The following is a 6813-nucleotide window of genomic DNA, read 5'->3' on the forward strand; positions in this document are numbered from 1 at the left end:
TATGCATATGTGGCGGGAAACCCAGTAAAGCAGTCCGACAGTACTGGCCTTGACGGAACTTGCGAATGGGAAGGCATTGCTATTCGATGCGACTTCAATGATCCCCTCCCTGAGCTAAGACCCCATCCCAATGCAGATTTAGCATCCAAGATAAGTAAGTGGTGGCACAAGATCTGTAGCTCCCGAGACGATTGTGAGCGTCAGTGCGATTCGGATTGGGATACGGGTAGAGCGTTTTGCCTGGCAATTACCGATCATGGGCGTCAGAAAAAACAATTCCGGCAATGTATGGATTCGGTTGATGCCAAGTACACCGCGTGTTACCAAGATTGCCAGAGCGAGTAGGGTTACTGTGATGCGAGAGCTTGATACTAATGATGTTGTTATCCGGTTGGACCCGCCTCGATCCATGGTTCAACTGTTAGTAAAAAAAACTGATGGCACGCTTGATTTGTTTTATGAGGCATCGCAGGAGACACTGCTTGAGATGGGAGGTTTCGAGCGGGGACTCGGCGTTCTCGTGCTGGGTTATTTTTCCGCGAAGACCAAGGTGGATATCTTTAACCTCGAAGATTATCGCCGTGGTGCGACAGCCTTTCAGAAAGAGCTTGATGAAGAGGCTGCGGAGCTTCTGAGTTCTGAGGATTCGAATAGTGTCTTTGAAGGGGCGTTGCTCAGACTGGACCGGTTCGACGATACGTGGACGCTGCAAGATTTGGACGACATGGAGAGCCTGATCCGACATGCCGCAGATGGTGGAAGCGAAGCAGCCCAAGTGTTCTTAAAAGAAAAATGGCCGGAGCGGGTAAAAATTCTGCGCCGTCGAATAACACGTTAAGCCTAAAAAAAGCCCATCTGACCGGTGGGCTTTTTATATTTGCAGCGGTGATAGATCTGGCAAGCCGCTGTGCTTACAGTTTGTAAACACTTTTGCTTTTGCAAATCAGCAGGTTACGCTAATTCTGTAATGTGTTGTATACAAATCCGGTTGTCGAAAATCGCCAATTAACCTTGCAAATCAAGTAGTTAAGCGCACCGCACAGGTGCGTATGGTGTATAGGGTTTTTAGCGTTAAGGAAAGGGGCGCTGAGGGCATCAAATTGCCCATTCCATCGACCAGAAAACAGTCGCGGGGCGTCCTCATCACACGATCAGGCAGTGCCTGATCGCAAAGTGGCGATAAAACCACTGAATCCGGGGTGGATTTGTTGACGAAATGTTGATGAAACGTTGATCTTTTGTTGACGATTTGTTGATTATCGAGCGATTTTGTAGAACATTTGTAGACGGAATGTAGACGATTTGTAGATCTTTTGTAGAACATTTGTAGAACATTTGTAGACGACCCGTGGTGGCGGGATTTGATAACTGCGGCCTCCGCCAGCCGGAAAAATGCTAACTAATTGATAACTGTTTGATAACTGCCCGCGGAGGGGTGGCCCGGATGTTGTCACTTTTAGCGGCGGGTCAGGACTCCTGTTTTTGTCACCTTTGGCGCAGGCCGGATTCCAGTAAAAATGCGGGTTGCAGGCCGCCCAGATCCTCAAGCCCGGATGTTGTCACTTTTAGCGACTGGCCAGGACTCCTGTTTTTGTCACCTTTGGCGTCAGGTCGTGGCTTCGAGCGCGGCCACGTAGCCGGCCAGCCGGGCCTGGTCTTCGGGCCGGAAATGCCCGCCTAAAATCTCCGCCAGATCGTCCGCGTGCAGACCGAGTTGGGGTGCCACGTCGGCCAGCGGGCGTGCGCCGATCTGCTGCCGCAAGGCCATCACCAGGCTGGATACGGCCTGCATGCCTTCGGGGTTGGTGTGGCCGAGGTCGGCGTAGACATTGCCACTGGAGGGGGTGAATTGAGCCATCAGATCCTCTCGAACGGGGCAAGCATGCCCCCTGGTTCATTCGAATGAACTTCCTGTTCATTCTATAGCTGCTAAAAAAGCCCCCTGACCCCCGGCAGTGGTGCTGCGGGGTGAGGAGGCTTCGCTTTAGTTGCGAGAAGGGTCAGTGCTGTTGCTGGGCCAATACTGTTTCCAGCATCTCCAGCACAAACCGTTGCTTGGGTTTGGGCAACTGGCTGATGGCATCGACCTGTTGTTGCAGACGGGATGCCGGCCCGCGTTTACCGGTCGATCTGGCGGGGGCCTGTCCCAGCAACTCATCCAGCGTCAAGTCCAGTACCTGTGCCAGGGTGGGCAGTAGTGATGCTGCCACCCGTAGGCGCCCGACTTCGTAATGCGCAAGCGTCTGCTGCGCAATCCCCAGCCGCTCGGCCAGTTGTTGCTGCGTCAGATTCTGACCCTTGCGGGCCAAGGCAATGCGTGCGCCGAGTTCCTTGAAAAACAGTTCTTCCCTGGTGTTCATGGCCATCGTGATCGGTTTGGTAACAGCCATGACAATAACCCCTGTTTTGGTTTACTGGCTTGACTGTACTCTGAATCGGAGTAATCTGGAATAGAGTTATTTTTACTCCAGACTACTTGACAGGGTTTTACGAGGAAACCGCATGGCACGCATCCCGGACGCAGAAGTAGCGCGTCTCAAAACAGAGGTCTCGCTGGTGCGCCTGGTGGAAGCTGCCGGACTGGTGCTTAAAAAACAGGGGAAGGATTACGCCTGTGGTTGCCCGTTCCATGCCGATGACACGCCCAGCCTGATCGTCTCGCCGGGCAAGAACCTGTTCCACTGCTTTGGCTGTGGTACGGCCGGTGGCCCGATCGACTGGGTCATGAAAATGCAGGGCATCAGCTTCCGGCATGCCGTGGAGCTGTTGCGGGAAGGTCTTCCTTTAGCCGCTGATCCGGCGGGTGCCCAGACCCCGGTGCGGCAATCAACGGTGCGCAAGCTGGCTGCACCGGTGGCTGTGGAGGCGGAGGATCAGGTGGTGCTGGCCCAGGTGGCCGACTATTACCACGCGACGCTGAAACAGCAGCCGGACGCGCTGGCCTATCTCCAGACCCGGGGGCTGACGCACCCGGAACTGGTCGAGACCTTCCGGCTGGGGTATGCCAACCGGACGCTGGGTTTGCGCCTCCCGGAAAAAAACCGGGTCGCCGGCGCGGAGGTGCGGGGCCGCTTGCAGCGGCTGGGCATTTACCGGGATTCGGGCCATGAACACTTCAACGGCTCGCTGGTGATCCCGGTGCTGGACCTGGCCGGCAACGTGGTAGGCATGTACGGCCGCAAGCTGCTGGACAACCTGCGTTCGGGTACGCCGAAACACCTGTACCTGCCGGGCCCGCACCGGGGCGTGTGGAACGAGGCGGCGCTGGCCGGCAGCCGCGAGGTCATCCTGTGCGAGGCCCTGCTGGATGCCATGACCTTCTGGTGTGCGGGTTACCGCAACGTCACCGCCAGCTATGGCACCCAGGGCTTTACGGACGAACACCTGGCCGCCTTCCGGCGGCACGGCATCGAGCGCGTGCTGATTGCCTATGACCGGGATGATGCGGGGGAACAGGCGGCGGCCGGGCTGGCCACCCGCTTGCAGGCCGAGGGCTTGGCCTGCTACCGCATCCAGTTCCCGAAAGGCATGGATGCCAATGAATACGCCCTGAAACTGCAACCGGCAGGCAAGTCGCTGGGGCTGCTGATCCGCAAGGCGGTCTGGCTGGGTGAAGGCCAGGCCCCGGCGCGGGAGGTGGCCGGGCCGGTGATGGCCCAGGTGCTGCCGCCAGAGCCCGTCATTGAAAACGAGCCGGCACCTGCGCCTGTTCCAGCCGCTGATAACCCGCCCGGGGCGGTGCTGCCGGCGGCCGTGATGCCACCGGCCCCGGCGGTACCGGCCGCCGTGGTCACCGACCAGGAAGTGGTGATGCACTTCGGTGACGGGGAGGACGCCCGCCGCTGGCGGGTGCGCGGGCTGCCCCGGAATCTGGCCATCGGCGTGCTCAAGGTCAACGTATTGGTGGCCTGCGGCGATGCCTTCCACGTGGACACCCTGGACCTGTACGCGGCACGGGCGCGGGCCGTGTTTGTACAACAGGCCGCGGCGGAACTGCATCTGCCCGAGGCGGTGCTCAAGGCCGAGCTGGGCCGCCTGCTGCTCAAACTGGAACAGTTGCAGGATGACCAGCTGCGGGACGCGCTGGAACCCAAGGCGCCGCCCGTGCCGGAACTGGATGAAGACGAACGCCGCGCCGCCCTGGCGTTGCTGCGCACCCCGGACCTGCTGACCCGGGTGCTGGCCGACTTCGAGGCCTGCGGGGTGGTGGGCGAAGCCACCAACAAGCTCACGGCCTGGCTGGCGGCGACCAGCCGCAAGCTGGAACGGCCGCTGGCCGTGGTGGTGCAGTCCTCCAGCGCCGCCGGCAAATCCTCCCTCATGGATGCGGTACTGGCCTTCATGCCGCCGGAAGAAACGGTGCGCTACTCGGCCATGAGTGGCCAGTCGCTGTTCTACATGGGCCAGACCAACCTCAAACACAAGGTGCTGGCCATTGCCGAAGAAGAAGGGGCCAGCCGGGCCAGCTATGCCCTCAAGCTCCTGCAATCCGATGGCGAACTGACCATGGCCAGTACCGGGACCGACGCCAACGGCAACCTGGTGGCCCAGGAATACAAGGTCGAAGGCCCGATGAGCCTGTTCATGACCACGACCGCCATCGACGTGGATGAAGAACTGCTGAACCGCTGCCTGGTGCTCTCGGTGGACGAAGGCCGCGAACAGACTGCCGCCATCCACCGCCGCCAGCGTGAACGCCGCACCCTGGCCGGCCTCCTGGGCAAGGAACACAAGGATGCCGTGCTGGCCCTGCACCGCAACGCGCAGCGGCTGCTGCAACCGGTGGTGGTGGTCAACCCGTTTGCCGACCGGCTCACCTTCATGAACGACCGCACGCGCACCCGGCGCGATCACGAAAAATACCTGAGCCTGATCGACACCATCACCCTGGTGCACCAGTACCAGCGTCCTGCCAAAGCCGTCACCGTGGCGGGCCGCCGCATTGAATACATCGAGGTCACGCCGGACGACATTGCGCTGGCCAACAGCCTCGCGCACGAAGTGCTGGGGCGCAGCCTGGATGAACTGCCGCCACAGACCCGCCGGCTGCTGGTGCTGGTCCGTGATCTGGTGAGCGACCGGGCCACGGCGCTGGAGCTGCACCGGTCTGAATACCGCTTTAGCCGCAAGGACGTGCGGGATGCCACCGGCTGGGGCGACACCCAGCTCAAGGTGCATCTGGCCCGGCTGGCTGAACTGGAATACCTGGTGGTGCACCGGTCTGGCCAGAGCTTCCAGTACGAACTGCTGTACGACGGCGACGGCCGCAATGTGCCGTACCTGTCGGGTTTGCTGGACCCGGCCTGCCTGTACGACGGCGAGCGGTCGGGGTCGTCACGCGGGCAGTCGGCCCCCGGTCGGGCTGTGGCCGGGGCCGGGTCGGCCGGTGGTCAGCCCCTCCTGCATGACGCCACGCCAGCACTGCCGGGGCTTGCCGCCCAAGTCTCTGACAACCTGCCGGAAACACGCCACCCCCGCAACGGCAGAATGGCATCGTACCCGCAGGCCGGCCCCCTGACGGCCGGGGTGTGACATGCCCCGCGCTGGCCAGAAACTCAAAACCCGCAAACCGGCAGCGGTCAAACCGGCGGCCCCGGCCCGGCGTACGGTGGATCCACTCGCCGGCCTGCCGTTGCTGGGCTGGGTGGAAGCCCACCTGGAATGGCTGGGCGTCACGGGCTACTCCCCGGATACCGTGATCGCCCGGCGCACCGCCTTGCGCCGCTTCGTGAGCTGGTGCGATGAACGCGGGCTGCAACAGCCGGCCGACATTACCAAACCGGTCCTCGACCGCTACCAGCGACACCTGTTCTATTACCGCAAGCCGGACGGCTCCCCGCTGACCCTGGGCAGCCAGCACGGCGCACTGGCCCCGCTGAAAACCTGGTTCAAATGGCTGGCCCGGGAAAACCACATCCTCTACAACCCGGCCAGTGAACTCGACCTGCCGAAGCTGCCCAAACATCTGCCCCGCGCCATCCTGAGCGTGCAGGAAGTGGAAGCGATCCTGGCCGAAGCCGACCCGCAGACCCCCTACGGCCTGCGCGACCGGGCCATGCTCGAACTGCTGTACAGCACCGGCCTGCGGCGGATGGAAGTGGCCAAACTTGCCCTGTATGACGTCGATCCGAACCGGCGGCTGCTGTTCGTGCGCGAAGGCAAGGGCCGCAAGGACCGGGTGGTCCCGGTGGGAGAACGGGCGCTGGCCTGGCTGGAACGCTACCTCACCGAAGCCCGGCCGCAACTGGTTGCTGCCGAACACGAAGCCCTGTTCGTCACCGACTACGGCGAGCGGGTCAGCCCGGCCTTCGTGGCCCAACACGTCAAACGGTACATGGACTTCGCCGGCGTTCACAAACCCGGCGCCACCCACCTGCTGCGGCACGCCATGGCCACGCACATGCTGGAAGCCGGGGCCGACGTGCGCGTGCTGCAGGCGCTGCTGGGCCACGCCAGTTTGAGCACGACGGAAATCTACACCCACGTCAGCATCGAGCACCTGCGGGCGATCCACGACGCCACACACCCGGCCCGCCTGCGGCGGGCGGACAGCCTGGCGGACGCGACCACCGAGCTGTGGCCGCTGCTGGACGACGAAGACTGATCCTCCCCTGATTGACCCCTTTAGCCGCCGTCTGCGTGGCGGAAAACGCACGCCTGAACTGCGGCTGGTCCGCCAGAAAAACGCGTCTGGAAAAAAATTTGCCCCGGTGGTGGCTGCTGCGGGCAGAATGAGGCTGAAAGGCGCGTGGGTGCTGGGTTTGCGGGGTGCGTGTACGACGGTTTGCGTCAGGGTGAACTATCTATGCATAT

At 61.6% G+C, this 6813-nt stretch carries 5 protein-coding genes; 3 read left to right on the forward strand and 2 right to left on the reverse strand.

Features of this window, described 5'->3' with window-relative positions; genetic code table 11:
• Positions 1 to 193 precede the first annotated feature (193 nt).
• Positions 194 to 838, forward strand: a complete 645-nt coding sequence (locus tag IEX44_RS20755; RefSeq protein WP_188698820.1) for a hypothetical protein — start codon at positions 194 to 196, stop codon at positions 836 to 838.
• A 768-nt stretch (positions 839 to 1606) separates the two neighbouring features.
• On the opposite strand, the gene IEX44_RS20760 is transcribed toward IEX44_RS20755, so the two are convergent.
• Entirely contained in the window at positions 1607 to 1858 is a 252-nt protein-coding gene (locus tag IEX44_RS20760) for a helix-turn-helix domain-containing protein (protein WP_188698824.1), read from the reverse strand.
• A gap of 142 nt (positions 1859 to 2000) precedes the next feature.
• Complete coding sequence (locus IEX44_RS20765; protein ID WP_188698826.1) at positions 2001 to 2390, reverse strand: helix-turn-helix domain-containing protein; 390 nt, start codon at positions 2388 to 2390, stop codon at positions 2001 to 2003.
• Positions 2391 to 2502: 112 nt separating this feature from the next.
• Here IEX44_RS20765 and IEX44_RS20770 point away from each other — a divergent pair, with 112 nt between their 5' ends.
• Together IEX44_RS20770 and xerC are read left to right on the forward strand one after the other, a co-directional pair.
• A complete protein-coding gene (locus IEX44_RS20770) occupies positions 2503 to 5532 on the forward strand; it encodes a CHC2 zinc finger domain-containing protein (protein WP_188698829.1) in 3030 nt (1009 codons plus the stop codon).
• Between the two features lies 1 nt (position 5533).
• Positions 5534 to 6604, forward strand: a complete 1071-nt coding sequence (gene xerC / locus IEX44_RS20775; protein WP_188698832.1) for a site-specific tyrosine recombinase XerC — start codon at positions 5534 to 5536, stop codon at positions 6602 to 6604.
• Positions 6605 to 6813 lie beyond the last annotated feature (209 nt).

It is taken from the genome of Silvimonas amylolytica (genome assembly GCF_014645555.1).
In the GTDB taxonomy this organism is placed as follows: Bacteria; Pseudomonadota; Gammaproteobacteria; order Burkholderiales; family Chitinibacteraceae; genus Silvimonas; species Silvimonas amylolytica.

Bases quoted from the DNA above. Each gene is read 5' to 3' on its own strand.
- IEX44_RS20760 (WP_188698824.1), bottom strand. From the start codon at position 1,858: ATGGCTCAATTCACCCCCTCCAGTGGCAATGTCTACGCCGACCTCGGC.
- IEX44_RS20765 (WP_188698826.1), bottom strand. From the start codon at position 2,390: ATGGCTGTTACCAAACCGATCACGATGGCCATGAACACCAGGGAAGAA.
- IEX44_RS20770 (WP_188698829.1), top strand. From the start codon at position 2,503: ATGGCACGCATCCCGGACGCAGAAGTAGCGCGTCTCAAAACAGAGGTC.
- xerC (WP_188698832.1), top strand. From the start codon at position 5,534: ATGCCCCGCGCTGGCCAGAAACTCAAAACCCGCAAACCGGCAGCGGTC.